Source organism: Hyphomicrobium sp. (assembly GCF_047600905.1).
GTDB lineage: Bacteria > Pseudomonadota > Alphaproteobacteria > Rhizobiales > Hyphomicrobiaceae > Hyphomicrobium_B.
In genome coordinates this window covers 1,929,382-1,955,989 of the sequence record NZ_JASGKD010000001.1, presented here as the reverse complement: position 1 = coordinate 1,955,989, position 26,608 = coordinate 1,929,382, and the positions used below count along the sequence as shown (strand labels likewise).

The window sequence follows — 26,608 nt, the reverse complement described above, 5'->3', positions numbered from 1 at the left end:
GGCACTGCCATGGAAATTCGAGCTCGCTATACCCTGATCGGGCTTTTCACCCTCGCGACCGTCGCGGCGGTGTTTGCGTTTGTCTACTGGCTGAACCACGCCGGCGGCCTTACGCAGCAGGCGCTCTATCGCGCGCGGTTCGACACGACGGTGTCGGGGCTGATCAAGGGCTCCGCCGTGCTGTTCAACGGAATCCGCGTTGGTGAAATCGTTGCGCTTGAATTAAATCCCGACAATCCGAAGCAGGTCACGGCTGTCATGTCCGTCGATCGCAGCACCCCCGTCCGATCCGACACGAAAGTCGGAATCGATTTTCAGGGTCTGACGAGTTCGCCGGTGCTCTCGTTACGCGGCGGCGCGCCGAATGCGGCGTCAGTGGCTTCGACCGACAATCAGCCGCCGCTGTTGACGGTCGACGCCGACGCCACGCAGAGCCTTACCGAGTCGGCGCGCGGCGTTCTGCACCGCATCGACGGCGTCATCGACGAAAATCGCGAACCCCTGAAGACGCTCATTGCGAACATCAATACGTTCTCCGCGGCGCTTTCGAAAAACTCCGATAAAGTCGACGGCATTCTTTCCGGTCTCGAGCGCATGACGGGCGGTGGCAAGCAATCGAGCGCGCCCATCGTCGACCTGAATCCGGTCGCGAAATTCCCCGAAATTCCGAAAATCCCGGAGGGCCAGCTCGTCGTCCCCGAGCCCGACGTCGTCGGCAGCGTATTCAACGATCAGGTCGCTGTCGTCACGCCCACGGGCGACCGCTCGACGGCCATCGTCGCCAAATGGCCCGACACGCTAAGCCGGGTCGTCCAATCGCGCGTTGTGCAGAGTTTTGAGAATGCTGGCTATATGAAGGTTCTCGGCCATCAGCCGGATACGCTCAAAGTCGACTACCAGCTCATCATCGACTTGCGGAGCTTTCAGATCGTGGCGTCTCAATCGCCCACGGCCGAAATCGCTTTCTCTGCAAAAATTGTCGGCGAAAGTGGTCAAATCCTGGGCGCGAAGCTGTTCACCGCGAGCGTGCCAGCCACATTGTCCGACGAGACGAGCGCCGCTGCAGCACTCAATGAAGCCTTCGACAAGGTCGTCAGCGACCTCGTCGTGTGGACCTGCAAGACGGCCTGACGGCACTCTCGGCTCGCGAGGCGTTCCGCCATCTTCGCGATCCAAGCGCCAATTTTTAGCTAATCTCGGCAATGCCTTATGGCGCCCCGTAGGGGACGGGGAATAATGCATTGATTTTAAATGATTTTTTCGACCGCTGCTGCTATCTTTAGTAGCGGTTTTTTCTTACAAAATCCGCTGCGGTGCCTTCAAAAATCAGTCCTTGCAAGGTCAGGCCGTAGCCACCTGGTCGCTTTTTCATGGCTTTGCGATGCTCGCCATTGACAGTCAGCTGCTTCCTGAAAAGGTCGGACCTAAGCCTATCGATGCAGCTCTTGTTACCCTGATAGTTGATCGCTTGCACGATTGCTGCGCCCGGTAGGAAACAGCAAACGCACCGCCTTATCAAAAGAACGGACGAAGGCATCGGTCCGATGAGTGAGGACTACACGTCCATTGTCAACGAGCGCCATTATCATCGCTTGCAGTCATTGCTTGACGAGGCTCGAGCGAAGGGCGCGAAAGTCATTGAGGTGGGTGAAAAACCCGAGACCGCAGCGGGACGGCCCCACACCATGGCGCCAACGGTCGTTGTCGACGCCACTCGCGACATGGGATTGCTATCGGAGGAAATCTTCGGTCCGATCCTTCCCGTCGTGCCCTACGAGGGCATCGAAAGCGCTATCTCTTACGTTAATTCCGCGCCCAGGCATTTGGCTCTGTACTATTTCGGCCGCAACAATGAGGATCGCCAAAAGGTGCTTGAGCGAACCACGTCGGGAAATGTGACGATCAACGACACGATGTTGCATTTCGCTCAAGACGATCTACCATTCGGTGGCGTCGGACCAAGCGGCATGGGCGCGTATCACGGCATCGAAGGCTTTAAGTCCTTAAGCCACGCAAAGGGCATTTTCGAACAAAGCAATCTGAATTTCGGTTGGACGCTGCATCCGCCTTACGGGCGCATTTTCGGGTTCATCACGCAGTTTCTCCTTCGCTAACCCGAAGAAAGCTTTGGACCACGCCGCAAGGCGTGGTCTATCGACCATGACCACTGGCTGATACGTTCGAATTTCTTCAATGCCCACCGGAACTTGGGGCCTTCCCCGGCGCAACGTTGCGCAGAAGAGGTACGAGCACCGTTGCGATAATGAAGGCAATCATCACAGCGCGAAAGGCGTCGGCGTATGCAAGGGTCGATGCTTCGCGATAAGTCAAATTCCAAAGCTGCTTCAACGCGGCAGTCATTCCTTCTTGAACGCTTCCCGGTATGGCGCCATAGCGATCGCTCACGTCGTCGACCAGATTGGTCATGGCAACGTTGCTCGGCGTGAGATGCGCGGCGATAGCTTGAAAATGAAAATTGGTACGAACGTTCAAGATTGCGGCGCAAACTGCGATGCCGACAGCACCGCCCAGATTGCGCATCATGTTGAAAAGACCGCTCGCATATTTCAGACGTTCGGGGGAAAGGCTGCCAAGGCCTAGCATAACACTCGGCGCGACGGCGAAAACCTGAGGCAAGCCTCTTAGCACTTGGGGAAAGAGCAGCTCGTCCGAACCCCAATCGTGCGTGATGAAGCTGAAGTACCACATCGAGAGCGCGAAGAAGGCCATGCCAACCATCATGAGCCAACGCGTGTCGAAGCGCTTGGCAAGGAAGATGTATATCGGAACGCCGACCATGGAGGCCACGCCCGTCGAGAAGATCGCGGTTCCGGTCTGATAGGCGCTAAAGCCTCTGACATAGCCGAGAAAAAGCGGGGTCAGATACGTCGTTGAAAAAATGCCGATGCCGGTAATGAACGACAGGATGCAGCCGATCAGAAAGTTGCGATTCCCGAACGCGCGCAAATCGGCAACGGGACGCGGAAAAGTAAGACTGCGTGTGACAAACAGAACACCACTCACGGCCGAAAGATAGGTGCAGTAGCGGATGGTCTTGTCGTCGAACCAATTCCATCGCGTGCCTTCCTCCAGCACATATTCTAGTGTGCCGAGTGCGACGGCCATCAAGAAAATACCGGGATAATCGGCGTCTTTCAGAAGTGAGAGATCCGGCTTGTCGATGTCCACCAGAAAAGGAATCGCGATCGTGATGGCGATGCCAGGAAGGAGATTGACATAGAACAACCAGTGCCAATTGAGCGTATCGGTGATCCATCCACCGATGACGGGTCCGAGAGTTGGAGCAACCGACGCGATCGTTCCGACGACTGCTGCTGCATAAACCCGGCGTGGACCTTGAAAATAATGAAACGAGGATGTGAAGACGGTCGGCACCATCGACGCGCCCAAAAATCCCTGCAGCGCACGGAACACGATCATGCTCTTGATATCCCACGCCATGCCGCAGAGGAGACTCGATGCCGTGAAGCCGGCCGCTGAACCTGCGAATAGCCATCGGGTGGAGAAAACACGCGTCAGCCATCCCGACATCGGGATCACAATGATTTCAGCGATCAGGTAAGCCGTTTGAACCCAGCTGATCTCATCTTGCGCAGCGGACAATCCGCCACCGATATCCTGAAGTGATGACGCGACGATCTGGATATCAAGCAGGGCGATGAACATGCCCACGCACATCACCACGAAGGGAATAATGCTCTTGAGCCAAGAGCTCGTCGAGTCCGCCTCGCTCACGGCCTGTTCTCTGAGCTGCGGCGCGTGTCGACTGTCGCGGTGGTTGACAGGCCCGGACGGATTTGGCCCAGGTTCGCATCGCCGGCATCGAGTACGATGCGAACCGGGACACGCTGGACGATCTTGGTGAAATTACCTGTCGCGTTTTCCGGCGGAATGATGCTGAAGATGGCACCTGTTCCGGGTGCAAGACTGGCAACGTGACCATGAAATTCGTGGTTAGGCATCACATCGGGTACGATGCTCGCGGCCTGCCCGGGCGACATGGCTCCAAGCTGATCTTCTTTGAAGTTGGCGTCGACCCAAAGACCATTCGCGGGCACTACTGTTAGTAGATAACTGCCTGTCTTGACGTAGTTGCCGACCTGGGCGGCGCGGTTGCCGATATAGCCATCGACCGGCGAGCGTATTTCGGTATAGCCTAAATTCAGCTCACCGATCCGGACATCGGCCTCGGCCGCCGAAACCGCTGCGGTCGCTTGACTGATGTTGGCATCAAGCACAGTAAGCTGCTGCTTCGCAGCCGCGTAGGCGGCTTTCGATGCGATGAGCGCGGAACGGGCTTGCAGGTCAAGGGAACTTGTTCGCTCGGAATCTTGCACAGATCCGGCACTCGTGATTGCGAGTCGGCTATAGCGCTCGGAGTCTTTTCTCGCGAATGCGGCCTGGGCGGTCTTTGCGTCAACATCGGCGGAGGCCTGGGCAATGTTCGAATGTTGCAATTCAAGCTGTGCTTTGAGACTCGCCAAGGTGGCCTTGCGCTGATTAAAAGTCGCGCGCGCGCGAAGAAGCGCAGCTTCGAGATCGCGCGGATCCAAATGGATGAGCAATTGGCCGGCCGTGACGCGCTGATTATCGGTAACGAGGATTTCGGAAACGAAACCATCGACGTGCGGTGAAAGTGCAGTGACGTTCCCGCCCACATATGCATCATCGGTCTCTTCCATGAAGCGGCCGACAGTCCACCAATCGTACCCGAACCATGCTAGCGCTGGCACAGCAAGCAGCAAAGTTAGCCCGAAAAACAGACGGCGCCTGGAAGGTCGTCGGGCCGGAGATGTGGTGACCTCAGCCTGCGGCCGATCGAACGTCGTCGTGCTCATCGGCCCTTCGCTCCAAGTTTTATCTTGGTCGCCGCCCGGATGGACTGCGGCTTTGCCGAACGGCTGTTGACGTCTGCCTTGCGATGTTTCGAAGCCGTGCGCTTGCCTTTCAACGGTACCGATTTGAAGTCCAAACCCAGAATTGGCCGCCCGCTGATGCGATCTATCACGATCGGATCGGCGTGAAGTCCGGTCTTCGTATCGACCAATGCGACAGACGGGCCTTCAGGAAAGAAATGCTTGTTCCCCCAGGCGAGCAAGGTCAGCATGACCGGACGAAAGTCGCGACCACGCTCAGTAAGCAGGTATTCGTAGCGCGCTGGCTTTTCGCTATAGAGGCGTCGCTCAAGAAGACCTGATTCCGTCAACGCTGAAAGCCGCCGCGCGAGCATGTTCGGAGCGATCTCGAGGTTTTTTTGAAACTCATCGAAGCGCGTTAGCCCTCGGAACGCATCGCGTAAGATCAGGATGCTCCACCATTCGCCGACATGCTCGAGGCTGCGGGCAATGGGACAACTGAGATTTGCAAAGCTCTTATGATGCATCCGGCGACTTTACGCCTAGTGACTATCATAATGCAAGTATATAGAATGCTTTCATCTGGTCGCCTACGGATAGAACGGGCAGCCGTCGTGCATTCGCTCTCGCAAGACGCTCACGGAACCGGGAAAGGCAATGTCACAACCGCAAGCGCGCTGCACAAGACTGCATCTGTTTTATCGCAAGCAGACGCCGCCTGCGGCCTTGTCGGCTTGATGCTGGAAACGCCCCTTCGAATGACGCCGTTGATCGCGAACGAGGCGATGTTTCAGTGGATGCATCATTGCTTAGCGGAGTGGTGTGGTCGGCTCAACGCTCATTGTTTATTCGTCGTGAATGTTCGGGCATCGCATCGCGGCCCCGAGCATACCCAGGGCGACGGGATACAGGTTAGTTTGACCGGGCCGCAAATTTTTCAAACGCCCGTGCGATCTCATCGCCTGAATCTTCTTGGACGAAATGGGACGCCTCTTTGAGCACAACGGTCTCATGCCTCGGCAGATAAGCCTCAAAACGACGGCGGTATGGTTCTTGGAATGCAAAGTCTTTGGTGCCCCAAACAATCAGGGTGGGCCGGTCGGCAATGTTTTTTAACCCAGCTTCGACTTCGCTCAAGTACTCCGATGCCGAGATCAGATTTTTTGGTGCGATAACGGCAGGCTTGCGCCGGCGCCGTTTTCGCCAAGGCACAAGATACATCCTCATAACGTCAGGATTGGGCTTCTTCGCGAATCCTCTCGCAAAAAACACTCGCGGGACGAAGTTGAAGACGTAGGTCAATGACCGACCAATCGTGCCTCCCATAAGGGAGCTGAAGCGCTGAATTCGCGGATCGGTATCGAGCGGCCACGCAAATGTGTTCCCGATAATCAACCTGCGTATAAGCTCGGGCCTGCGCCCGGCGAACCCCAAACCGATGGGACCTCCCCAATCCTGAACCATGACGGTCAGATCTTTGAGCCCTAGAGTTTCGACGAACTTCTCTACTATCGCGCTATGCTCGCGAGGCGTGAATCCATAACCCGGAGGCGCCGACGACATACCATAGCCGGGGTAGTCCAACGCTACACAGCGAAAATTGGAGCGGAGAACCCGGATGATTTTTCGATAAAGAAACGACCACGTAGGGTTTCCGTGAAGCAGTAAAAGCGCCTCGCCCTGGCCTTCGTCGACGTAATGCAGACGCGCGCCATCTATCTCCAAAAATTTGTGCTCAACAGGGAATAGCTCATAAGGAACATCAAACGGCAGGTCCATCACTTGGATCCTAATTTTGCTGGTGAGCGCGAATGGTGAGACGCGAATCCTTGGATGACTGCAAGCGCGTCACAGCGTGAGCAGTTGTCCAAAGCGCATGCGCGAGGAAACGAAAGTTTATGATCGCGGCGAGGTAACCGTCGCCTTCGGGAATTTTAGGCCCCGCAGTCGCGTCTCGAACGACGGCAATTTCGAACCCTTGTTCTATCAATTCTCGCAAATGCGACTCAATGCACAGATTGGCGGCCATTCCCGCCAGGATGATCTGAGACAAGCCCTGCTTGCGCAATTGCAAGGCGAGGTCGTTTGTCTCCGGCCCATAGATTTTATGCGGAGACGCGATGATGGTTTTCCCATCTAAAATGTATTTCTTGTAGTCTGGCAGAAAGTCGGCGCCCGAATGTTCAAATCCATCCAAGACCAGCGGCCCCGCGCGATCAAACATTTTGATATCGTGCATAGCCTTTTCGAGCGGACCGCCAAAGCGCCATGCATGATCGCACGGATAGTAATAATGCGGAGACACTGCCACGACGATGCCGGCAGCTTTCGCCGCAGCAAACAATTGGCCGATGTTGGAGACCGTTTTATTTTCGGTAATGCTTTCACCGAAAAGCGGCCAACTCACACCTGCGGGACTCAAAAAGTCGATCTGCGGATCGACGACTACCAGCGCGGCGCGCGCTACGTCGAGTTGGAACCCGGTTTCCGGCAGCACGGGCTCGATTGGGTCTTCGATATAGTTTTGATCTGCCATTCTGTCCCCTCGGGAAAAGTCGGATGCCCCTCGAAGAGCGGGCTGTCGTTCGCAGGACTGCCGCGGCCGCGTTGCCTACGCGGCAGTCTTGCCGTCAAAATTTTCTATTCGGCAGCATTCCGCAGTTCGACCGGACCCCAGACGGGAGCGCCTGCGGGGGCGAGGTTGATCAGCTTGTGATTGATGAACTCGCCGAAACCCAATTCGGATTGTTCGCGACCAAAGCCTGAATTTTTAACGCCGCCGAAAGGCAAGTCCGCAGCGACCCACGCAGGCTGATTGATGAACACCATGCCGGTTTCGATGCGGTCGGCGACGCGCCGCGCGCGATCGAGATCCGCACCGAACACGGAGCCGCCGAGTCCATAAGGCGTGTCGTTGGCTATCCTGATCGCATCCTCTTCGGTGTCAGCGACATAGATTGATGCTACGGGACCGAATAGCTCCTCTCGGTAGACGGGATTTTTTTCGTCGATCTCCGTAAGAACTGTCGGCTCAAGGAAGAAGCCCGGACGATTGACGCGTTTGCCACCGGCGAGAACCTTTGCGCCTGCGCTGCGCGCACCTTCGATCTGGGAGAGCAGACCGGTCAACGCCCGCTCCGACGACAATGGCGGCAACTCGGTCGAAGCGTCGGCCGGGTCGCCAACCTTGAGTGCCTTCGCCGCCGAAACAAATTTGTCGATAAAGGCAGATCCTCGTTCCCGGCCAACGACAATGATACGCTTCGACGCGACGCAGCTTTGACCGCAGTTAAACATGCGTCCCGACAATGCGCTGCTCACCGCATGGTCCAATGGTGCATCGGGCAACACGATAAAAGCATCGCTGCCGCCGAGTTCCATCACGACCTTCTTGAGATGACGGCCGGCCTGTTCGGCTACCGCGGAACCTGCACGCTCGCTTCCCGTGAGTGTAATGCCGACAATGCGCGGATCGGCGATCAAACGGCCGATCTGCTCGTGATTTGCGAAGATGTTTGTGTAGGCACCCTCCGGCGCTCCCGCGGCCTTCAGCGCTCGCTCGAATGCGAGTGCGCATTGCGGAACGCTTTCCGCGTGTTTGAGGAGCACCACATTGCCCGCCATGAGCTGCGGACCGACGACACGCGCGGCCTGATAGTAGGGGAAATTCCAAGGTTCGATCGCGAGAATTGCGCCGGTAGGTTTCGCGACCAGCGCCGCGCCCGGAAATCCCGGAAAGTGCTTCGGCTGAAGAAATTTTTCTGCGTTCTTAGCGTAGTACTCAAGAATGGATGCGGCGAGGGTCACTTCGACAACCGCAACGCCCGCGAGCTTGCCCATGTCCTCGACGATATACCGCGCGTATTCTTCGGCATTTTCCTGAAGGATAGCGGCCGCGCGCGAGATAACGCGGGCCCGGTCCAAAATGGAGCGGCGGCTCCAGTCATCCCGATAGCAAGCGTCGGCCTTTTCGACCGCGGCTTTAAGTTCATCGTCGCCGATCGTGGGAAACGTCCGAAGAACCATGCCGGTCGCAGGATTGATGCTTTGGTAGAGCATTGAGATGTCCTTCTCGTTCGCGCTGGCGGGCCAGCCGCTTTCAAGGTGAAGCGCGCCGCAGAACGGCAACTGCCCGCCGTTGACATCTAATATGACCGGTCGTCTTAGTCAACTTTTGGGCTGCACAACTGACGGGACGTGAGACTTTAAATTTTCGTGAGCTTCGGAACTTTAGTGGGCAAGGTTCGGCAGCAACTGGCCGAAAATCACCGAAAGGAAGGCGTCGAACGGGCGCCTGCGTCCCTCGACGCGAGCGCGCAGAAACGCGCCTTCATAGGCATCAAATATTACGGTCGACAACTCGGCAATATTCGCATTTTTGGCCAGCTGGCCCCTACCCTTGGCCTCGCCAAGTAGGGCTGCTATCGCGCTTGTTACATCCGTGTAAGCGGACCCGACCGCCTGATGAATGAGGGGCTGGCTTTCGTCAACAAAAGCAGCGAGGCCGCCCATCAGGCACCCGTGCTCGAACCGACCTTTTTCTGCATAAGCAATCAAGGATTCGAACAAGCTGCGAAGACGGCTCAGCGGCGGCCGAGAAGAGCCTTCCAATCCGCCGCCGAGATTCGCCAAATAAAGGGCAAGGGCATCCGTCGCAAGTTGCTCCTTGCTTTTAAAATGATTGTAGAACGAGCCCTTGGGAGCGCCTGCCGCGTCCGTTATGTCCTGAACGCTGGTCGCGCCAAAGCCCTTGGCGGTCAATTGATCCACTGCAGCGTCCAAGATTTTCTTCTTGAGGCTCGGTCTGGGCATATCACGCAGTTAAGACGTTTGGTCATATATAAATATGTCGGAAATGGTTGTCCATAGCCATAGGGGGCAGCCCTGACTTGATATAGCGAGATTGGAGGTCGGGTGCGCCGCAATGGCGATGGGAAAAAAGTGACGTGTAGTACAGGCGATCGAAATAGTGAATTCCATCCTTCTCTTTGACGTCTGTTGTTTGCAACTGGATGATCTCGCCCAGACGCATGTCCGAGAAGAGGCTGATTAGTGGAACCCAGTACTTCGCCGAGTGTCGAAGGATTGTTTGGCCCGGCTGCTTCCAATGGATTTCAGACTGACAGCCAACATAAATTGGAGCACCAAACATCCGATTGAGTTCATCGATGGTCCAAGGGTGTACCTTCTTCCCCTGACGTTTGTTCTTGCGACGTTTGATGCCCTGGTCGGCAACAGGATTTGCAACGCCTACGGTTCGCGTCTTGGCCCACTCAAAGAACAACGAAACAGATCCGATCTTGTCATTGATTGTGAGCGGGCTCAGACGCTCAACGTCTTTCCCTTTGTAGCGGAGTTCCGTCGCATTCTCCGCAAAAATTGTCGGCGAAAGTGGTCAAATCCTAGGCGCGAAGCTGTTCACCGCGAGCGTGCCAGCCACATTGTCCGACGAGACGAGCGCCGCTGCAGCACTCAATGAAGCCTTCGACAAGGTCGTGGGCGACCTCGTCGTCTGGACCTGCAAGACGGCCTGACGGCACTCTCGGCTCGCGAGGCGTTTCGCCATCTTCGCGATCCAAGCGCCAATTTTTAGCTAATCTCGGCAATGCCTTATGGCGCCCCGTAGGGAACTCGAACCCCTGTTGCCCACGTGAGAGGCGGGTGTCCTGGGCCACTAGACGAACGGGGCAGGCGCACAGGACGTGTAGTCGAGTGTCGGCGGGGGATCAAGCCCCGCGAGCGCAGGCAGGCCGTCTTCATGTCGCGGACGAGGATAGAAGGTCAGCGCCCCGAACGGTGTGGGTGTAGCAACTCGAACATTCAAACACCGCGATCTGCCGAACTAATTGCTCGGCAATGCCTCGACCGGCTTCATATCGACGATCCTCCGCCCGGTCACCGCATCGAGGATAACGATACCGGGGCCCGAGGGACCATCGTGTTGAACGGCAAGCCGATCGCCGGAAAGCGAGATCGAGACGATCCGCGCGCCTTTCGGAAGCTCGAATAAAACCTTGGCGGCGGCCGAGCCGGTTCCGGCTGACCGCGAAGTCAGCGCGCCGCCGTTTGGACCGGTCGCGAGCCCGACAACCTTTACCGCCACGGCCCCCAGTCCGAAAAGGATGAGGGCGCCAAGTCCTCCGACGACGATCTTCAGATTGCGCTGAAGCCGCCGTTCGCGCATCAAGTCGTCCGAGGGCGGCTCTGGATGGGTCATCTCTTATAATTTCTTTCCGGTGATTACGTGCCGATCGACGAAGAAATCGCCAGCCACACCATTGTCGCCGGGCCTGAAGATGCTGGCCAGCGTGTCGATCGGTGGCTTGCAGCAAAGATTGATGGCATCAGCCGCGCTCGCGTCCAAGCGCTCATTCGCGATGGCCACGTCAGCGCGGGCGCGACGATACGGGAGCCGCGCACACCGGTCAAACCGGGCTTGACCTATAAAGTCAACCTGCCGCCACCCGAGGATTCGAATGTCCAAGGCGAAAGTATCGCCCTCGACATCGTCTACGAGGACGCGGACCTGATCGTCATCGATAAGCCGGCAGGCTTGGTCGTGCATCCTTCGGCCGGGCACGACGCCGGAACGCTTGTGAATGCCCTCATCGCTCACTGCGGCGAAAGCCTGTCTGGCATCGGTGGGGTCAAACGCCCGGGCATCGTTCATCGCCTCGACAAGGACACCTCAGGCCTGCTCGTCGTCGCAAAAACGGATGCGGCCCACGCCGGGCTCGCGGAACAATTCAAAAGCCACGGCCGCGACGGGCGTCTGCATCGAAGCTATCTCGCGTTCGTTTGGGGCCGTCTCCCGCGGCCTGTTGGAACGATCGATGCTCGTCTCGGCCGCAGCCGGACCAACCGCATGAAAATCGCGGTAACCCGCGGCGAAGTCGGCCGTGAGGCCAGGACGCATTACGAGGTGCTCGACGTATTTCCGGGCGAAACGCCGGCCGGCGACATCTCATTGCTGCGGCTCGTTCTCGAAACCGGACGTACTCACCAGATACGCGTGCATCTCGCGCATATCGGCCATCCGGTTGTAGGCGATCCGACTTACGGCGCAGGGTTTAAGACGCGTCTCGCATCGGTTCGTGCAAACGCGAAAGACCGCGCAAGCGCGCTGATGCGACAAGCTCTTCACGCCGAACGATTAGCCTTCGAGCACCCAGTTACAGGCAAAAAGCTCAATTTTTACAGCAAATTGCCACCGGACTTGGAACGACTTGGAGAGGCGTTGAAGCCTATCCCTGTCAAGCCGACGGAAAACCGCCGACGAAAGCGTTCCTGAAACAGGCAAAGCATTTGAACTTGGGTTTCAGTAACGGAGCCTTCAAGTGGAAATGACCGGAACCTCTGATGAAATTTTGAATTTCACTACTATGTAACACCCGACGTTGGGGGGCGTACATCGACTCCCAACTTGCAGAAGGGAGCGCGGACCGAACCGGAGACGGGTGAAGGTCCGCAGAGGGCAATGGCATCAGTAAAAGGACTTCCGTCCCTGGCGGGCGGCTCGCTCGGCCTGACGCGGTATCTCGAAGAGATCCGCAAGTTTCCGATGCTGGCGCCTGACGAGGAATTCATGCTCGCCAAGCGTTGGCAGGAACGCCAGGACGCGGACGCCGCCGAAAAGCTTGTGACGTCGCATCTGCGGCTCGTCGCGCGTATCGCCATGGGCTACCGCGGCTATGGCTTGCCGATCGGCGAAGTCATCTCCGAAGGCAACGTCGGCTTGATGCAGGCCGTGAAGCGCTTCGATCCGGACAAAGGCTTCCGCCTCGCTACTTACGCGATGTGGTGGATCCGCGCGTCCATTCAAGAGTACATTTTGCGCTCTTGGAGCCTCGTGAAAATGGGCACGACAGCTGCTCAGAAGAAGCTTTTCTTCAACCTTCGGCGCGCCAAAAGCCAGCTCCAGGCGCTTGATGACGGCGACCTGAAGCCCGAGCACGTCAAGACCATTGCGACCAAGCTCGGCGTTCCGGAAGAAGACGTCGTCAACATGAACCGCCGGTTGGGCGGCGACGCGTCGCTGAACGCTCCAATCCGCGCTGAAGCGGAATCGGGCGAATGGCAGGATTGGCTGGTCGACGATACTCCGACGCAGGAAGATCGCCTCGTCGAGGACGAAGAACTCGCACGGCGCAAGTCGTATCTGTCGTCGGCGATGTCGGTTCTGAACGATCGCGAGCGCCGCGTCTTCGAGGCTCGGCGTCTGGCCGAGGAACCGGCGACACTCGAAGAGCTGTCGGAGGAGTTCGGCGTCAGCCGCGAGCGTATCCGCCAGATCGAGGTCAGGGCCTTCGAGAAGGTCCAGAAGGCGGTGACGTCGACGGCCCGGCAGGCGGAAACGCCGACCGCGGCGCTTGAGGCGCATCGCTGACGCGAAACGGCAGCCTTGACGCCAATTCCCGCGGCCCTTACGCGATTGTCTCATCAGTTCTCTGGCGGCGCCCACCGGCGCCGCCATTGTCTTATGAGGTTTCGCCTCGCCGATGCGCCGCAGGTTTGCACTTGTGTTCAACGCGACCGCCGGCGTTGCCTTGCCGCGATTGCTCGACGGCGTCCTCGCGGCTTTGCGCGCGGCAGAGGCCGAGGTCTTTCAGGTTCCGGCCCGTTCTGCGCGAGAGGCATCCGATCGCGTCAGGGAGCTGACACGGCAAGATGTCTGTGATGCCGTCATTGCTGCCGGAGGCGACGGCACGTTTCGTGCGGTCGCGAGCGGGGCCGCCGGAACCACTTTGCCTGTCGGCATCATTCCCCTTGGAACAGGCAACGTCCTCGCCCATGAGATCGCTCTTCGCAAGCGCGCCCGGACGGTTGCTGACGTGCTCCTTTCCGGGCACGAACTCGGCGTTCGCGGCGGGCTCGTCAACGGCGAGCCGTTTTTTCTGATGATCGGCGCGGGCTTCGATGCCAGGGTCGTGTCCAAGCTCGATTATCAGACAAAGCGCATCCTCGGCCGCGCCGCCTATGTCTACCCGGTTCTGAAGACGCTTGCCGAAGGGCCGCGCACCTTTGACGTCGAAATCGACGGCCGTAGGTTCGACGCCAGCTGGACGGTTCTCTCGTTCGCGAGACGTTATGCCAGCATGTTCGAACTGGTGCAGGATGCCGGTGTCGGGCGCGACCGTCTCATGGCCGTCGTGATGGAAGCGGGAACGCGGCGCGCAACGGCCAATCACCTTGTCTCGCTAGCATTGGGTTGGTTGGCCCGGCCGGAGACGCGGCCTGCCGGTGTGCACGTTCTGCCGGTCAATGTCGCCCGCATCGGCCGACTATCCACGGCGCAGATCGAGATTGACGGCGATGCCGGCGGCGTCTCGCCCGTGGAGATCAGCGCGTCCGGCCCTTCCGTGCGAATCCTCGTCCCGGCTCGATATGTTGCTGATCTCACGAATCGGCCCGCGAATCGCTTAGCCTATGAATCGTGAAGCGTTGTCGGGCGGGTGTTGAACTGGCTCTACAACATTGTGCGAGCGTCAGAGCGAGAACCAAGGGTCGATGCCCTTCTCTTCTCTGAACCGGATCCTGATGGACCGGCAGATGGCTTCGAACGGCGCGTGGCAGCAATGGACAGGGCTGCCCGAGGGAGCGTCGTTCGTGCTCAGGCTCGGCGGCTTCACGTCTCTGTCCAACCCTCCCCGCCGCTTTGATACCGAACCCAGAACGTTAGCGCACAGCTCAGCGAGCCCGAGTGCTGAGCGAGTGCGTGCGTTGTCTCGCTATCGAGGAACTCGTCCCATCGGACGAGTTGGCGGTTACCTGGAAGATGGAGTGCCTCATGCAGAAGCGCTGTCACCGACCAAGCGAGTTTCTCCGATCCAGCGAAGCGCATCCTTCGCGGGATATGTCGAGAAAACGTTGGCTCGTTCTGCTCTGGCGACAACACCACAAGCATCCTCCATGTAGGAGATAACTGATGCACTGCAGGAGATCGGTGCGACGATCTCCCGCCACACTGAGATACGAGGCCGGCTTTGATGAGCCGGCCTTTCTTTTTTGCCGGGCTACATCGGCAATCTGGCGATATCGCGTGAAAAGTAATTGTCGACGGCGGCCGCGATCGAATTGGCCACTTTGCTTCGCCATTCGTCAGATTTGAGGTTCTGCGCATCGGACTTGTTCGTGACGTAGGCAAGCTCGATCAGCACCGAGGGAAATTGCGCGGTCTTGAGAACGCGGAATGCGGCCTGCTGCTCGGGTTCGTTTCTGAGCGGCGTGCTCTCGCCCATGTTCTCGATCACCGTTTTTGCGAACATGCCGGTGCGCTGGTGCGTCAGCTCGACGTCGCGGTCGGCGAGATCCGCTAGGATGTCTCGCACCGTATTGACGTCGCCGTTGACGCTCTTGACCGTATCGATCTCATCTTCGGTCAGTATGTTGCGCGAGATTTCGCCTTTTGCCGATCGCTCGAGCGATTTCGCAACCCCGTCGCGCAGCGAATAGATCGTGGCGCCCCGCGCCCGTGAGCCTTCGTCCGAATAGTCGGCATGGATCGCGATGAACAGGTTCGCCTTGTTGCGCTCGGCATACTTTGTCCGCTCATCGAGCGGAATGAAGGTATCGTCGCTGCGCGTCATCAGGACCTTGTAGCGGCCCGTCTTTTCGAGCAGGTCGCGCAAGACGAGGCCGAACGCCAGCACGACGTCCTTTTCTACCGTCCCGAACTTTTCAGCGCCCGAGTCGTAGCCGCCGTGGCCGGGATCGAGCACGATGATCGGCTTGAACGTGCGCGCGGCGCGTTCCTTCGGACTCTCGGCGAGGCGCGGGAGTGGCGGCTGCAATGCGCCGGAGCTCAATGCGATGGGGGAGGCCAAGCCCTTACCGTCACCCTTGAGCGCAGCATTCGCAGGCAGGATTGCGAGCGACAGGCGATACTTTCCGATCCCGTCGCTGGCCATTTTCGCATTTTCGACGACGACCGGCTGCGTCACCCCGATCACGACGCGCATCTTGCCGGCTGCCGCGAGCCCGGCGCGCACTGTCTTCACCAGTCCCGCCGGGGTTTTGCCATCGAGCTTGGGAAGGCTGACGTTGACCTCCGGCAGTTCGATGATGACGCGGTTGGGGTTCGAAAGCGAAAAGATTTGGAATTCGACTTTGCTGTCGAGGCCGATCACGAAGCGTGTGCCGGTGAGGCGATGAACAGGGACGGGCGAAGGCACCCCGGCGGCGTCGGTCGCTGCGACCCGCAACTCGTCGGCGTAGGCGGCGCACAGGGCTGCCGTGGCGACAACCGCCACGATGACGCCGCTTAATGCGCGTCGAGCCAAGCTACGCATACGTCCATTTCCCCCAAATGCGCGCCCACCCAACCCGTGCGAACACACGTAATATTTTGCCCACGGAAGATGGCGTTTTGGCGGTCAAAGTGGCACAAGGGTTAAGGTTATCGGGCCCAGGCAGTTAAGCGCGCGTTAATTGCCCGCATCTCGGCGCAGGCAGCGCTAAGGCCGGTCGCTTTTGGATCCCCACGCAGCCGCCGCGTCCTCATCGCATTCGCGCGCTTCGACCCAAACGGCGCTGCCGTCGGCGAGGGTCTCTTTCTTCCAGAACGGCGCCCGGGTCTTCAGATAGTCCATCAGGTATTCGGCGCCAGCGAATGCATCCTGCCGGTGCGAGGCGCAGGCGATGACGAGGACGATGTTATCGCCGGGTTTGAGTTCTCCCACCCGATGGACGATCAGCGAACCCGAAAGCCTGAAGCGGGCACGTGCCTCGGCCTCGATGCGTTCGAGTTCGGCTTCGGTCATGCCCGGATAATGCTCAAGCGTCATCGAGACGAGCGGTTGCCCGCGCGATGAGCCGCGAACCTTGCCGACGAACAGCGCCACGCCCCCGATTGCAGTATCGCCTGCAGAGAGCTTCGCCATCTCGGCGCTGATATCGAAATCGTTGCTCGAAACCCGGACGGCCACGAGATCAGCCTCCCGTGACGGGTGGAAAGAACGCAATCTCCCGCGCCGAACCGATCGCGGCCGTCGGCTTCACATGAGCATGATCGAGCGCAACGCGGATCGCATCCGGCTTTGCAAAGGCATGATCGAAGGGCGGGCCGCGGCGCGACTGCCACGCCAGCAGGTCGCTGACCGTCCGGATTTCGGATGGGAGCTTGAGACGCTCTTCGCTGACCCCGACGCGCTCGCGCAGCCATGCGAAATAGCGAAGCGTCACTTCGGCGTTGGCCGATGGTTCTGTCATGTGGTTCTCAGCGATAAATCGCGTGCCGGATGCCGGCTTTCAAATAGTCATAGCCGGTGACCAGTGTAAGGAGCGCCGCAATCCAGAGCAGAACGACACCGGTCGTTGTCGTCCCTGGGAGAATGTTTTCTGCCGCCGGGCCCGCCAGCAGCATCGCGAGCGCAACGAACTGGACCGCGGTTTTCCATTTCGCCAGCTGCGTCACGTGAACCTTGACGTTGAGCTCGGCCAGAAACTCGCGCAGCCCGGAAACCAGAATCTCGCGCGACAGGATGGTGAGTGCTGCCCAGATCGACCATCCGCCGATCGTCCCTGCATAAACAAGCATCAACAGAGTAGCCCCGACCAAGAGCTTATCGGCGATTGGGTCGAGCATCCGGCCGAGATTCGACTGCTGTTCCCAGATCCGGGCCAGATAACCGTCGAGCCAGTCGGTCACGCACGCGGCGACGAAAATTGCGAACGCCAGCCAGCGCGCGAACTCGCCCGTGCCGAAGAACAGCACGCCCGCGAGCACGGGCACGGCCGCGATCCTGCCGTAAGTTAGGATATTGGGCAGGCTCATCGAAAGCGAGCGGTGCGCGACGTGATCCATGATTTTGGGTAGCCGCAGCAGCCGCAGCCCGTCAATCCCCCGCTCGCTCATCGCAAGCGGTTGGTGAACGTCTCAGGGCAGAAAGCCGCAGTCACGACGTGGATAATGCGGCCGGAGCAGGGGGAGGGAGGCTCGCCGGAGGCACCGCCGCGGGGGGTGCGAAGGCATCCCTGCTGACGATGTCCGACCGCCGGAACGCCTCGTAGATGGCGATGCGGAGATCCGACTGCACCCTGAGCGAGTGGGTGATATCGGGCACCAGCACGCGCAGCGTATATTCCGTCGTCAACGGCGTGTAGCCATCGAACGTCGCCATCGGTGCAGGTTCCCGAAGAATCGTAGGGTGACGGTTCGCACATTCCGTAAGGATGGCGAGCACGCGCCTCGGATCGATGTCCGGACCGGCCGTGAATTTCAAGACCACACGGCCGAGAGCGCTCCGGTGCGTCCAGTTGAGGACGCGGCCGGTGATCAGCTCGGAATTCGGCACGATCAGGCTCGCACGGTCGAACGTTTCGATTTCCGTCGAGCGGACCGAGATGCTTCGGACCGTTCCCTGCTCGCTTCCGACCACGATCCAGTCGCCGACCTTAATCGGCCGTTCGATCAGCAGAATGAGCCCAGACACGAAGTTGTTGACGATCGACTGCAGGCCGAAACCGATGCCGACCGACAACGCGCCGGCGACGATCGCGAGGTTCGTGATGTTGAAGCCGGCATAGGAAATGGCGATCACCGCGCCGAGTGCCGTTCCCGCATATCCCACCGCCGTGTCGATCGAATTGGCGATGCCCGGATCCATCCGCGGCGCGATCAGGACGTTGTCTCGTAGCCGGCGCTGCAGCAGGCGCGTGACGAAAACGACGGCGATGAACAGTGCTATGCCGAGCAGAATTCGGACGATCGATATCCGGATCGAGCCGATTTCAAAGCCGAAGAAGGCACGGGTCATCCAGTCGCGGATGTCGGGCGCCGAGAAACCCCATTGCAGCAGCAGGAGAGGCACAGCGACCAGCGCCAGACACAAGGTCAGCGTCACCTCCACCAGCCAACCGAGCTGCTTTCGGCGCACTTCGTCGAAGCCCATGTGCGCTTCGAGCAGTTCTCCGATGTGCCCGCGGGACGTCGTGCTGCCGCGCGTGAAAGCCCTGATAGCAAGGAACAGAAGTGTTCCGACGAGGCCCACGACGCCGGTCATCACCAGTTGCTGCGCCAGGAACCGCGCCATGGCGATGTAGCCCACAAGGCAGAGGCCGATGATGCTGAATGCTGCGACCCACAGCGGGGCCTTGAGCCAGATCGGCTCGCTGCGCGTCACAGGACGCGTCGGCACGGCTTCGTTGGTTTCGAACGGCGTCAGCAGCAGTCCGATCAGTACGAGCGCGAATGCGAGGCTGGTGAACAGCGACTGCGCCACGCTCATCGCGAGCGGGAAGTAGAGGATCTGCGCAAACTTCGAGAGAAATAGATCGATGGAGAAGATGAGAGCCAGGATCACCAGCAGCCGGCTGATGCGTCGCGCGCTGCGATTGGAAAGCTGCATCAGCCTGCGTTCGGGACTGCGCGGCGCGAACACCGTGACGATCAGCGCCGATACGCCGACAAAGGCGAGTGCCGATTGCAGCAGAGCGACACCGGCCGGGGCGGCGGTCGGATAATAGAGAAGTCCGAAATATTCGAGGCCGACATAGGCCAGCACCGCCGCCGCAACCCCGGGGATCGCGCGCACCGGGGCGATCCAGGCCGCCGAAGCCGCGCGCTGGAAAAAGCTCGGTGGCGTCGCGTTCGGCCCGGGCCGGTAGCGTGTCACGGCAATGACGATGGTCTTCAGCAGCAGATAGACGCCGATCACCGCGGCGAGCAGCATGAACACGTTGGCCTTTTGCCGCGTGACCGCGCTCCACCAGTCTCTGGCGTTATAGTCGAGCCGCCATTGCACGCTCGCTTTGCGTTGCTGGAAATCCTGCCAGAAGTCGGGAAAGATCGGGCTGGACATCTGTTCGGTCAGACTGCGCACGAAAATCTTCAGACGCAGATCCGTGATTTTGTCGATCGCCTGCCGGGCGCGCCACCACGTCACTTCAAGGGTTTTGATCGCACCCGAAACCTCGGCCTCCTGAGCATCGAGGCGAGCACGCTCCGTCGCGACCGCCGGCGCTTCTGGCGGCGCATCCTTTGCCGGTGGCGCGCCGAGCCGTTTGATCTGCCCTTGAAGATCCGAGAGGCGCGGACGAAGCCCATCGGCCGTCTGCGTTGTCTTCGAGATCACGTCGTCGATCTTGTCGCGCAAACGTCCAAGATCAGTATCGACGTCGGAGATATTGGTCAGAGCCTTCTCTGCGCCGTCCATCTGGCCGACGACGTTGGTGATCGTCGAATTGACCTCAGGCGAGAGTAATGGGGCGGCTGGCGGTGGAGGAGGCGCCGCGGCCGCGGGGGCCGTGCCTGGCTCCACTGCTGCGGGTTCAGGCGACGCCGCTGCAGGAGCCGCGGGCTGCTGTGCCGGCACGGTCGTCTGTGTTGGCGAGGGGGCCGGGGCGGGCTGTGCGGCGGGAACAGCCGCCGGAGCAGGCTGCGCGGGCGCCGCCGCAGGCGTGGTCGGCTGCGCCTGAGCACTGCTATTCGCCGTCGAAGGCGTGGCTGCGGCAGCAGGTTCGGCAACCGGTGTCCAGCCGCTGACCGGCGCGTTTTCGGCGTGCGCACGCGGCATCGCAAAAAGAACGGCAAGGACAATGATCTTAGCTGCGCGTCTGAACATCGGCACTTCAGGAGCCTTTGAATTGCAAAAATGAGATGACGGAAGGCCCTTCGCCCCCAAGTGCCGCGAAAATAGGGCAGCGACCATAAGGCTGGCTAGCCTCTAAAAAAGTTCCCGCGGCTATCCCGCTCGGTCGTGGAAAAAGTCGTAGATTTTCTTCGCCATATCGGCGGAAATTCCATCGACTGTCTTCAAATCTTCAACTCCGGCGCGCGATACGGCCTTGGCCGAGCCGAAGTGTTTCAGCAGCGCACGCTTGCGCGTCGGCCCGATCCCGTCGATTTCGTCGAGCGGATTGGCGCCGAGCGACTTCGCCCGCTTCGCCCGATGCGTTCCAATCGCAAATCGATGGGCTTCATCCCGCAGCCGCTGAACGAAGTAGAGAACCGGATCTTTGGCTTCGAGCATGATCGGCCGTTCGCGCCCTGGAATATGAAAGTGTTCGCGGCCCGCATCGCGATCGGGTCCCTTTGCGACGCCGATCAGCGCGATATCGTGCAGCCCGAATCCCGCCAGCACTTCCCGCGCGACCGACAACTGACCAAGGCCGCCGTCGATAAGGACGAGATCAGGCTTGTCCGGGAACGCACGTTCCTCCGCCGTGTCGTCATCTTCGATCACGGTCGGCGAAAGCGGGCCGCCGCCGATGTCCGAAGAGATCTCGTCGACCGTCGTCTCGATCTCTTCAAGAACTTCCGCTTCTGCGATGCGTTTGAACCGTCGCGTCAGCACTTCGCGCATCATCGCATAGTCATCTCCCGGCGTCGTCTCCGGCGACTTGATGTTGAACTTGCGATACTGGCCTTTGACGAAACCTTCCGGCCCCGCGACGATCATGCCGCCGACGGCGTTGGTTCCGGAGATATGGCTGTTGTCGAACACTTCGATCCGTCTTGGTACGGCGGCAAGGCCGAAACGCTCCGCGACGCCCTCGAGAAGCTTAGCTTGCGACGAGCTTTCGGCGAGCTTCCGGCCGAGCGCCTCGCGCGCGTTGGCGAGCGCATGATCGACAAGTGCCGACTTCGTCCCACGCGTCGGAACGCGAATTTCGACTTTGCGTTCGGCTTTTGTCGTCAACGCTTCTGCCAGCAGCTCGCGGTTGGGAACGTCGTGTGAAATAAGGATGAGTCGAGGCACCGGTTTGTCGTCGTAGAACTGCGCGATGAAACTATCGAGCACGTCTTCGACGTCGAGCGAACGGTCGGCCTTTGGATAGTACGCGCGGTTGCCCCAGTTCTGGCCCGTGCGAAAAAAGAAGACCTGAATGCACGTCTGGCCGCCATCTTGATAGGCCGCGAACACGTCTGCTTCTTCGACGCCATCGGGATTGATCGATTGGTCGGCGGTGACGTGCGCCAGCGCCCAAAGACGATTGCGGTACATCGCTGCCCGCTCGAATTCGAGTTTTTCGGCCGCTTCCTCCATCAGCCGTTGATACATCTCGCGCACCGTCTGGCTTTCGCCGCTGAGAAAACGCTCTGCCTCGTCGACCAGCTTGCCGTACTCATCGAGGCCGATCTCGCCGGTGCAAGGCGCCGAGCAGCGCTTGATCTGATAAAGCAGGCATGGCCGCGTCCGGCTGTCGTAGACGCTGTCCGAACACGAGCGCAGAAGAAACGCCCGCTGCAGCATGTTGACTGTACGCGTTACCGCCCCCGCCGACGCGAACGGCCCGAAATATTCGCCTTTGCGGTTTCGCGCCCCGCGATGTTTCATCACCGCAGGCGCACCGTGATCGCGCCCGATCAGGATATAGGGAAACGACTTGTCGTCGCGCATCAGGACGTTGAAGCGCGGACGGAAGCGCTTGATCAGGTTCGCTTCGAGCAGTAGCGCCTCGGCTTCCGTGCGCACGCTGACGAATTCCATCGACGCCGTCGCCAGGATCATCCGTGCGATGCGGTTGGTATGGCCATTGAGCCGTGCGTAGTTCGAAACCCGTGCCCTGAGCGATCGAGCCTTTCCGACATAGATCACCTCGCCGGCCGCATCGAGCATTCGGTAGACCCCGGGGCTCTGCGGTAGCAGTTTGAGGTAGGCGGAAATCACTTCCGGACCCGTTTTTGCGGGCGTTTCGGAGGTGGATTTCAATGTCGTGGGTTCATCGCTCATGGCGCACCTAAAATTGGGCGGGCGCGAAGGTCAAGCAAGGCGTTGGCTGCTGCGCCACAAAATCACCACGCCGAGGGCGTGGTGTCCAAATCCATTGAAAGTCCGGGGAATTATCGATGCGCCGAGGGGGGTGTCATGCGTCGCGTCATCGCCGTTCTTGGCCTTATACCGCTTGTTGTCTTGTCGGCATTCGCTGCCGAAAGACCGGTGAAGGACTTCACCCTGGCGAGGCCCGCGAAAGACTACACGCCCGCGAAACGTACCAAAGCCAAGGCTTCGAAGCCGTTTGAGAACTCACAAGAGCTTCTCAAGTGGATCAACGACTATCGCAAAAACCCTGATCCCCAACGCTTGCCCAATGCCGTGAAGGCAATGTCGGATTTCGGCGTCGCGAGGGATACCGAGCAGTCCGGTGTCTACATCGGCTTTGTTGCGGGCGTCTTGGGCGCCAATCCGCGCGTCGCTGAAGATCTGATAACGAAGATGTTTCCGCTCCCGCCGGAAGATCAGGTGATCGTCATCAAGGCCATCGCCTACTCGGGGATGCCGCGCTGGCGCGACACCCTGGCGAAATTCGTCGAGCGCATGCCGGCGCGCCGCGTGCTGATTGAAAAATATCTCTACGGCAACAAGCCGATCCTGACGGAGATGTCGATCAAGGACGATTCAAGCGTGATCGATCTCAACTGGGGCTACTATTTTGCCACCGGTTGGGAAGCCCCGGTCAGACGCATCGTGGCCGCGCTCGGGCTGTCGCTCGACAAAGATAAGGTCGATTATCTGACCATTGGCGCGATGGCGAAATGGACGCTGGCGCAGAACGCGGCACGCAACGACGATCTCCTGTCGATGCTGAAAAAGATTTCGAACGAGTCCGATCCTGACGTGCGCAAGCCTTTGGCGGAGGTCATCGATGCCGCAGAAACCCTTGAACTCTCCAAGCTGCGCAAGGACGCGCTGGCTTCCATCGACGAGTTGAAAGCGAGAGGCCCGGAAAGCCTGCGTAATTACAACTGGTGGGGACAGGCAGGCCAAACCGTCCTCGCATTGGGCTGCGTCGCGGCCGGCGCGCTGGGGCAGGTCGAGGTCGGCATTCCGTGCGTGATCGGTGGCGCTGCATCGACGGCAGCCTTGAAATATCTGGCGCCGTCATCGACGCCTTAGCGCGCGACGCTCAGTTGTCGTCGGGACAATTGACCCTGGCATCGATCAGAGCGGACTCGGGCGAGGAATATTCGCCGACGATTTCGGCGCCGACCGCTTCCGTTCGTGCATAGGCATCGAACATCGGCTTCTCGAAGCCGTCCATGATCGTCAATGCCGTGTAGAGGACATGATCGCCCGAGCGTGAACGGATGAGCAGTGTTTTGCGGCCACCGTAGCTTGCGGTGAGAACGCGGCATGGACCGGCAGGCGCCTGCTCGGCAGCCTTCGCGGCGGCTTCGAGATCCGCAGGCAGCGGACCGCCAAGGCGCGCAGGCTCCAGCGGTTCGGGAGCAATCCGGAATGTCGGCAGCCACGGCAGTAGTCCGGCGCTTTCAGTTTTCTGCGCGGCCGCCTCAGCCGGGGGCGCAGGCTCGACATCGGCCGTTTCCGGCGCAGGCGCCGCCGCCTCAACCGCCGTCGCGGAAACCCACGAGGATGTCGATGTGTGCGCTGGCGTCGAAGCGTGCTTGACCTGCTTCGAATGTCGCGCTGGCTTGCGAGCCTTAGGCAGTTTCGCGGTGTGTTTCGGTGTCTTCAGCATCGATGTTTTCGGCACCACTGCGGCAGGCCGATCGTGAGGCGAGGGCGCCGTCGGCTTCTTTGCGGGCTCTGCGCCGGCAGCTGCATCGTCATCCGGCACCGGACCACCGAGACCCGACGGCGGCCGGAACGGATAGCGCCACTCGCGCCTCATCTGCAGCGGCGCCGGCGGAGCAATCTCTCCCTCGGCCGCGCGCGACGGCGGACTGCAATAGCGGGTCTGAAAGAGATCAGCGAGGTAGTCGATCGACTTGGCATAGCTGCGATCGGTCGCCCATCGGCGCGCCAGGTCGCCGAACGTAACCGGCCGTCCGAGGCGAACCGACAACTTTATAATGTCATCTTGATTATCACGCGTGCGCTTTGCGACGGGCATCGCAAGACGCTCACCCGAATAGGCGACGAGATGTTAAATCTGCGCATGCACGCCCGTTTTAACATCGGGAAAACGCTCGCCGCGCACGCCACCGCCGGTCGCGCCAATGCCGGCGAAATTGTTTTGGCTCTCCCATACGTCGCCGTGCCGGCCATCACCACGGCGATAGGAAAGAAAGTTCGTCTCGAGCGCCATCTGATAGAACGCGTAGTCCCATCGCACGCGCCAGCCTTCGCCGTAGTATTTGTACCATCGCGCGATTTCGCGGAAGCGCGGATCGACGTGCGGATTGCGCTCAGCGAGAAAGGTCATCAGCCGTTCGGGCGTGACGCAGGCTGGCACCTGATTTCGCTCATTCGTGCGGATCGGAGGCGCCGCCTTGGCGCTGTTCAAGCCGAGAACGAACAGCGCCGACGCCAGAGCTGCGGTCAGATTCCGGGATGCGATCGGCGTAGCCTTTGCCATCGGACAGGCCCTCTGCGACGGTTTTTTTGGATCAACCGTCTGGGCAGAGTTCGAATGCCTTATCCAGGGCCTGCGAAGGGTTCGAGAATTCGCCGACCGTCTCACCGCCCTTGGCATAGGCCGAGATATAGGCCGCTGCCTCGCGCTTTTCCGAGCCTTCGTTGACGTCGAGAACGGTGTAGTTGTCCTGAGCGTCGGCGCGGGCGCGAATGATCACCGAATGACCGCCGCCGTAGCTCGCAGTCCAAACCTTGCACTTCGGCTTGACGCCTGCTCCGGGAATGTTCATCGCCGTCTTGATGTTGGCGAGGGGAGCTTTCGCGCTGTTCGTCGCCGCCTGAGACTTCTTGCTCGACGTCTTCTTGGCGGGCGGTTCGACCGGTGCGGAATCGGCCGGTCGTGAGGCATCCGCTGCCGAGGCTTCATCGTCCGGCGTTGTCGATGCGTTGATGATCTTGAACGAAGTCGGAGCCGTATCTGCAGCCGGTTCGCCGACGGCCGGAGCGTTGTCCGCCGACGGAACGAGCGATTCAGCGCCAAGGCCCGAACGCTGGAATGAACCCGACTTTTGCGCTTCTTCTACAGCCCGCTTTGCGAGAGCCGCACCGGAAATATACGTGCCGGTGTCGCCGGAAGCGTTATCGGCGGACGCCGTCTGCGTCGACGCGACATCGTTCGCCGATGCGTCAGTCGAATCCGCGGGCGCGGCGGGAACGACGGCTGCGACCTTGGTCGACTTAGCACCGGGCTTCGCGAGCGCCATCAGCTCGGGCTTCGGATCGCTGCCCTTGCACGGACTTCCATAAAAGGCTTCGGTGAGCGCCGCGATTTCGCGCGCATAGCGGCGCGACGTCGGCGCCCATTGCTTGGCGAGCTGATCGTAGCTGACAGGGCCATGTAGCGATTTCTGCCAATCGGTCAGGATGCCCCATTCCTGCACCTTGCGCGTGCGCTCGGCGACCGGATCGTCGATGTGCTCGCCGGCGTACATCAAAAGGTGCTGCAGATGGGCTTTGACGCCGGTGGCAACATTCGGGAAGCTCTCGCCCGGAACATGATTGCCGGTGGCGCCCATGCCAGCGAAATTGTTTTGCTGGGGCTGCACGTCGCCTTTGAACGTCAGGTTGCCCGTCTCCAACATCATCTGGAAAAAGGCGATGTCCCAGCGGATCTTGAGTTCGTTGCCGATGCGCATGTAATCGGCCGCGATGGTTTGGAATTTCGGATCAAGATCCGAGTTTCGACTTTCGAGAAAGCCCATCAGGCGTCCGGGCGTAGCGCACGCCGGGACTTTGTTCTTGGCGCTGAGTTCGACCTGAGGAAGGCCAGCTGCCTCGGCGGGCAGCGATGCGGCAGCCAGTGGCACGGCTGCTGCCAAAGCGAACGCAACATGCGTCCGTACGCGGCAAAGCATGGTTACACCCATAAGCACGCGGCACCCCCCATGAAGGCGCCCAACAGAACTATTAACG

25 protein-coding genes and 1 tRNA gene are annotated in these 26,608 nt (G+C 59.8%); 6 read left to right on the top strand and 20 right to left on the bottom strand.

Annotated features, from left to right (window positions below):
* Positions 1-9 precede the first annotated feature (9 nt).
* A complete protein-coding gene (locus QM780_RS09500) occupies positions 10-1,131 on the top strand; it encodes an ABC-type transport auxiliary lipoprotein family protein (protein WP_415070223.1) in 1,122 nt (373 codons plus the stop codon).
* A gap of 148 nt (positions 1,132-1,279) precedes the next feature.
* Here the strand turns inward: QM780_RS09500 and QM780_RS09495 are convergent, their stop codons facing one another.
* Complete coding sequence (locus QM780_RS09495) at positions 1,280-1,474, bottom strand: hypothetical protein (RefSeq protein ID WP_415070222.1); 195 nt, start codon at positions 1,472-1,474, stop codon at positions 1,280-1,282.
* Between the two features lie 70 nt (positions 1,475-1,544).
* Between QM780_RS09495 and QM780_RS09490 the strand changes: the two genes are divergently transcribed.
* Positions 1,545-2,114, top strand: coding sequence for an aldehyde dehydrogenase family protein (locus QM780_RS09490; RefSeq protein ID WP_415070221.1), 570 nt, complete (start codon positions 1,545-1,547; stop codon positions 2,112-2,114).
* A 76-nt stretch (positions 2,115-2,190) separates the two neighbouring features.
* Here QM780_RS09490 and QM780_RS09485 read toward each other — a convergent pair whose 3' ends face one another.
* From QM780_RS09485 to QM780_RS09440, 10 genes are all read right to left on the bottom strand, one after another.
* Entirely contained in the window at positions 2,191-3,756 is a 1,566-nt protein-coding gene (locus QM780_RS09485) for a DHA2 family efflux MFS transporter permease subunit (protein ID WP_415070220.1), read from the bottom strand.
* Positions 3,753-4,859, bottom strand: coding sequence for an HlyD family secretion protein (locus QM780_RS09480; protein WP_415070219.1), 1,107 nt, complete (start codon positions 4,857-4,859; stop codon positions 3,753-3,755). The genes QM780_RS09485 and QM780_RS09480 overlap by 4 nt, the downstream gene beginning before the upstream one ends.
* The gene (locus QM780_RS09475; RefSeq protein WP_415070218.1) at positions 4,856-5,404 is read right to left on the bottom strand and encodes a winged helix-turn-helix transcriptional regulator; all 549 of its coding nucleotides are present in this window, start codon (positions 5,402-5,404) and stop codon (positions 4,856-4,858) included. Before QM780_RS09475 ends, QM780_RS09480 begins: the two co-directional genes overlap by 4 nt.
* Positions 5,405-5,789: 385 nt before the next feature.
* Positions 5,790-6,656 carry an alpha/beta fold hydrolase gene (locus tag QM780_RS09470; RefSeq protein ID WP_415070217.1) on the bottom strand — a complete coding sequence of 289 codons (867 nt, stop codon included), beginning with the start codon at positions 6,654-6,656 and terminating at the stop codon, positions 5,790-5,792.
* Positions 6,657-6,666: 10 nt separating this feature from the next.
* Entirely contained in the window at positions 6,667-7,374 is a 708-nt protein-coding gene (locus tag QM780_RS09465) for a cysteine hydrolase (RefSeq protein ID WP_415070216.1), read from the bottom strand.
* Positions 7,375-7,517: 143 nt separating this feature from the next.
* Positions 7,518-8,936, bottom strand: coding sequence for an NAD-dependent succinate-semialdehyde dehydrogenase (locus QM780_RS09460; RefSeq protein ID WP_415070215.1), 1,419 nt, complete (start codon positions 8,934-8,936; stop codon positions 7,518-7,520).
* 171 nt (positions 8,937-9,107) lie between these two features.
* Positions 9,108-9,689, bottom strand: coding sequence for a TetR/AcrR family transcriptional regulator (locus QM780_RS09455; RefSeq protein ID WP_415070214.1), 582 nt, complete (start codon positions 9,687-9,689; stop codon positions 9,108-9,110).
* A 22-nt stretch (positions 9,690-9,711) separates the two neighbouring features.
* Positions 9,712-10,161 (bottom strand): hypothetical protein, encoded by a 450-nt coding sequence (locus tag QM780_RS09450; RefSeq protein WP_415070213.1) that lies wholly within the window; start codon positions 10,159-10,161, stop codon positions 9,712-9,714.
* Positions 10,162-10,490: 329 nt separating this feature from the next.
* Positions 10,491-10,566: transfer RNA gene (locus QM780_RS09445), tRNA-Glu, on the bottom strand.
* Positions 10,567-10,719: 153 nt separating this feature from the next.
* Positions 10,720-11,094, bottom strand: a complete 375-nt coding sequence (locus QM780_RS09440) for a hypothetical protein (protein ID WP_415070212.1) — start codon at positions 11,092-11,094, stop codon at positions 10,720-10,722.
* Positions 11,095-11,121: 27 nt separating this feature from the next.
* On the opposite strand from QM780_RS09440, the gene QM780_RS09435 reads away from it, so the two are divergent.
* The 3 genes from QM780_RS09435 to QM780_RS09425 all read left to right on the top strand — a co-directional run bounded on the left by QM780_RS09435 (position 11,122) and on the right by QM780_RS09425 (position 14,314).
* A complete protein-coding gene (locus tag QM780_RS09435; RefSeq protein WP_415070211.1) occupies positions 11,122-12,168 on the top strand; it encodes an RluA family pseudouridine synthase in 1,047 nt (348 codons plus the stop codon).
* Positions 12,169-12,354: 186 nt separating this feature from the next.
* The gene (gene rpoH, locus QM780_RS09430) at positions 12,355-13,263 is read left to right on the top strand and encodes an RNA polymerase sigma factor RpoH (RefSeq protein WP_415070210.1); all 909 of its coding nucleotides are present in this window, start codon (positions 12,355-12,357) and stop codon (positions 13,261-13,263) included.
* A gap of 133 nt (positions 13,264-13,396) precedes the next feature.
* Positions 13,397-14,314 carry a diacylglycerol/lipid kinase family protein gene (locus QM780_RS09425; protein ID WP_415070209.1) on the top strand — a complete coding sequence of 306 codons (918 nt, stop codon included), beginning with the start codon at positions 13,397-13,399 and terminating at the stop codon, positions 14,312-14,314.
* Between the two features lie 576 nt (positions 14,315-14,890).
* Here QM780_RS09425 and QM780_RS09420 read toward each other — a convergent pair.
* The 6 genes from QM780_RS09420 to uvrC form a co-directional block, all read right to left on the bottom strand.
* On the bottom strand, positions 14,891-16,165 hold the full coding sequence (locus QM780_RS09420; RefSeq protein ID WP_415070208.1) for an N-acetylmuramoyl-L-alanine amidase: 1,275 nt from the start codon (positions 16,163-16,165) through the stop codon (positions 14,891-14,893).
* Between the two features lie 165 nt (positions 16,166-16,330).
* Positions 16,331-16,801, bottom strand: a complete 471-nt coding sequence (locus tag QM780_RS09415; protein WP_415070207.1) for a molybdenum cofactor biosynthesis protein MoaE — start codon at positions 16,799-16,801, stop codon at positions 16,331-16,333.
* Between the two features lie 4 nt (positions 16,802-16,805).
* Positions 16,806-17,084 carry a molybdopterin converting factor subunit 1 gene (moaD, locus tag QM780_RS09410; protein ID WP_415070206.1) on the bottom strand — a complete coding sequence of 93 codons (279 nt, stop codon included), beginning with the start codon at positions 17,082-17,084 and terminating at the stop codon, positions 16,806-16,808.
* Between the two features lie 7 nt (positions 17,085-17,091).
* The gene (pgsA, locus tag QM780_RS09405) at positions 17,092-17,679 is read right to left on the bottom strand and encodes a CDP-diacylglycerol--glycerol-3-phosphate 3-phosphatidyltransferase (RefSeq protein ID WP_415071999.1); all 588 of its coding nucleotides are present in this window, start codon (positions 17,677-17,679) and stop codon (positions 17,092-17,094) included.
* Between the two features lie 91 nt (positions 17,680-17,770).
* Positions 17,771-20,437, bottom strand: coding sequence for a mechanosensitive ion channel family protein (locus tag QM780_RS09400; protein WP_415070205.1), 2,667 nt, complete (start codon positions 20,435-20,437; stop codon positions 17,771-17,773).
* A gap of 120 nt (positions 20,438-20,557) precedes the next feature.
* Positions 20,558-22,549 carry an excinuclease ABC subunit UvrC gene (gene uvrC, locus QM780_RS09395; RefSeq protein WP_415070204.1) on the bottom strand — a complete coding sequence of 664 codons (1,992 nt, stop codon included), beginning with the start codon at positions 22,547-22,549 and terminating at the stop codon, positions 20,558-20,560.
* A 135-nt stretch (positions 22,550-22,684) separates the two neighbouring features.
* Here uvrC and QM780_RS09390 point away from each other — a divergent pair, with 135 nt between their 5' ends.
* Positions 22,685-23,713 carry a hypothetical protein gene (locus QM780_RS09390; RefSeq protein ID WP_415070203.1) on the top strand — a complete coding sequence of 343 codons (1,029 nt, stop codon included), beginning with the start codon at positions 22,685-22,687 and terminating at the stop codon, positions 23,711-23,713.
* Between the two features lie 10 nt (positions 23,714-23,723).
* Here the strand turns inward: QM780_RS09390 and QM780_RS09385 are convergent, their stop codons facing one another.
* From QM780_RS09385 to QM780_RS09375, 3 genes are read right to left on the bottom strand one after another with little or no spacing between them, the layout of a single operon-like run.
* Entirely contained in the window at positions 23,724-24,671 is a 948-nt protein-coding gene (locus QM780_RS09385; RefSeq protein WP_415070202.1) for a hypothetical protein, read from the bottom strand.
* 33 nt (positions 24,672-24,704) lie between these two features.
* Positions 24,705-25,136, bottom strand: coding sequence for a glucosaminidase domain-containing protein (locus QM780_RS09380; protein WP_415070201.1), 432 nt, complete (start codon positions 25,134-25,136; stop codon positions 24,705-24,707).
* Between the two features lie 31 nt (positions 25,137-25,167).
* Positions 25,168-26,550 (bottom strand): glucosaminidase domain-containing protein, encoded by a 1,383-nt coding sequence (locus QM780_RS09375; protein ID WP_415070200.1) that lies wholly within the window; start codon positions 26,548-26,550, stop codon positions 25,168-25,170.
* Positions 26,551-26,608 lie beyond the last annotated feature (58 nt).

What these genes read in the sequence shown, in the direction of transcription:
- QM780_RS09385 (WP_415070202.1), bottom strand. Translation starts at nt 24,671, where the DNA reads ATGCCCGTCGCAAAGCGCACGCGTGATAATCAAGATGACATTATAAAG.
- moaD (WP_415070206.1), bottom strand. Translation starts at nt 17,084, where the DNA reads ATGACAGAACCATCGGCCAACGCCGAAGTGACGCTTCGCTATTTCGCA.
- pgsA (WP_415071999.1), bottom strand. Translation starts at nt 17,679, where the DNA reads ATGGATCACGTCGCGCACCGCTCGCTTTCGATGAGCCTGCCCAATATC.
- rpoH (WP_415070210.1), top strand. Translation starts at nt 12,355, where the DNA reads ATGGCATCAGTAAAAGGACTTCCGTCCCTGGCGGGCGGCTCGCTCGGC.
- QM780_RS09490 (WP_415070221.1), top strand. Translation starts at nt 1,545, where the DNA reads ATGAGTGAGGACTACACGTCCATTGTCAACGAGCGCCATTATCATCGC.
- QM780_RS09500 (WP_415070223.1), top strand. Translation starts at nt 10, where the DNA reads ATGGAAATTCGAGCTCGCTATACCCTGATCGGGCTTTTCACCCTCGCG.
- uvrC (WP_415070204.1), bottom strand. Translation starts at nt 22,549, where the DNA reads ATGAGCGATGAACCCACGACATTGAAATCCACCTCCGAAACGCCCGCA.
- QM780_RS09420 (WP_415070208.1), bottom strand. Translation starts at nt 16,165, where the DNA reads ATGCGTAGCTTGGCTCGACGCGCATTAAGCGGCGTCATCGTGGCGGTT.
- QM780_RS09380 (WP_415070201.1), bottom strand. Translation starts at nt 25,136, where the DNA reads ATGGCAAAGGCTACGCCGATCGCATCCCGGAATCTGACCGCAGCTCTG.
- QM780_RS09470 (WP_415070217.1), bottom strand. Translation starts at nt 6,656, where the DNA reads ATGGACCTGCCGTTTGATGTTCCTTATGAGCTATTCCCTGTTGAGCAC.
- QM780_RS09375 (WP_415070200.1), bottom strand. Translation starts at nt 26,550, where the DNA reads ATGCTTTGCCGCGTACGGACGCATGTTGCGTTCGCTTTGGCAGCAGCC.
- QM780_RS09480 (WP_415070219.1), bottom strand. Translation starts at nt 4,859, where the DNA reads ATGAGCACGACGACGTTCGATCGGCCGCAGGCTGAGGTCACCACATCT.
- QM780_RS09475 (WP_415070218.1), bottom strand. Translation starts at nt 5,404, where the DNA reads ATGCATCATAAGAGCTTTGCAAATCTCAGTTGTCCCATTGCCCGCAGC.
- QM780_RS09460 (WP_415070215.1), bottom strand. Translation starts at nt 8,936, where the DNA reads ATGCTCTACCAAAGCATCAATCCTGCGACCGGCATGGTTCTTCGGACG.
- QM780_RS09455 (WP_415070214.1), bottom strand. Translation starts at nt 9,689, where the DNA reads ATGCCCAGACCGAGCCTCAAGAAGAAAATCTTGGACGCTGCAGTGGAT.
- QM780_RS09390 (WP_415070203.1), top strand. Translation starts at nt 22,685, where the DNA reads ATGCGTCGCGTCATCGCCGTTCTTGGCCTTATACCGCTTGTTGTCTTG.
- QM780_RS09440 (WP_415070212.1), bottom strand. Translation starts at nt 11,094, where the DNA reads ATGACCCATCCAGAGCCGCCCTCGGACGACTTGATGCGCGAACGGCGG.
- QM780_RS09400 (WP_415070205.1), bottom strand. Translation starts at nt 20,437, where the DNA reads ATGTTCAGACGCGCAGCTAAGATCATTGTCCTTGCCGTTCTTTTTGCG.